A 1,133-nucleotide genomic window follows, 5' to 3' on the forward strand; every position below is an offset into this window, starting at 1 on the left:
TTCCACGTCTTCGACACGACGCTGCGCGACGGCGCGCAGCGTGAGGGCATCAACCTCACGGTCGCGGACAAGCTGGCCATCGCACGGCACCTGGACGACTTCGGCGTCGGCTTCATCGAGGGCGGCTGGCCCGGCGCCAACCCGCGCGACACCGAGTTCTTCGCCCGCGCCCGGCAGGAGATCGACTTCCGGCACGCCCGGCTCGTCGCCTTCGGCGCCACCCGCAGAGCCCACGCGAAGGCGTCCGAGGATCCCCAGGTCCAGGCGCTCCTCGACTCCGGCGCCCCGGTGATCACGCTGGTCGCCAAGTCGCACGACCGGCACGTGGAGCTCGCGCTGCGCACCACCCTGGAGGAGAACCTGGAGATGGTCCGCGACACCGTCTCCCACCTGGTCGCGCAGGGCCGCCGGGTCTTCGTCGACTGCGAGCACTTCTTCGACGGCTACCGCGCCAACCCCGGGTACGCGAAGGCGGTCGTCCGGGCCGCCGCCGGGGCGGGCGCCGACGTGGTCGTGCTGTGCGACACCAACGGCGGCATGCTGCCCGCCCAGGTCCAGGCCGTCGTCGCCACGGTGCTGGCCGACACCGGGGCCCGGCTCGGCATCCACGCCCAGGACGACACGGGCTGCGCCGTCGCCAACACCCTGGCCGCCGTCGACGCGGGCGCCACCCACGTCCAGTGCACCGCCAACGGCTACGGCGAGCGGGTCGGCAACTCCAACCTCTTCCCGGTCGTCGCCGCCCTGGAGCTCAAGTACGGCAAGAAGGTCCTGCCCGAGGGCGCGCTGCGCGAGATGACCCGGATCTCCCACGCGATCGCCGAGGTCGTCAACCTCACCCCCTCCACGCACCAGCCCTACGTCGGCGTCTCGGCCTTCGCCCACAAGGCGGGCCTGCACGCCTCCGCCATCAAGGTGGACCCGGACCTCTACCAGCACATCGACCCCGAACAGGTCGGCAACACCATGCGGATGCTCGTCTCCGACATGGCCGGCCGCGCCTCCATCGAGCTCAAGGGCAGGGAACTGGGCGTCGACCTCGGCGGCGACCGCGAACTGGTCGCCCGCGTCGTCGAACGGGTCAAGGAACGCGAACTGAAGGGCTACACCTACGAGGCCGCCGACGCCTCCTT

Annotated in this window: 1 protein-coding gene; it reads left to right on the forward strand. The window is 71.5% G+C overall.

Annotated features, from left to right (window positions below; all coding sequences use genetic code 11):
* A partial coding sequence (gene cimA / locus AC0ZLC_RS34260; protein WP_476755817.1) for a citramalate synthase occupies nucleotides 1-1,133 on the forward strand: 1,133 nt, incomplete at both ends.

This window comes from Streptomyces sp. GLSS-08 (genome assembly GCF_056387915.1).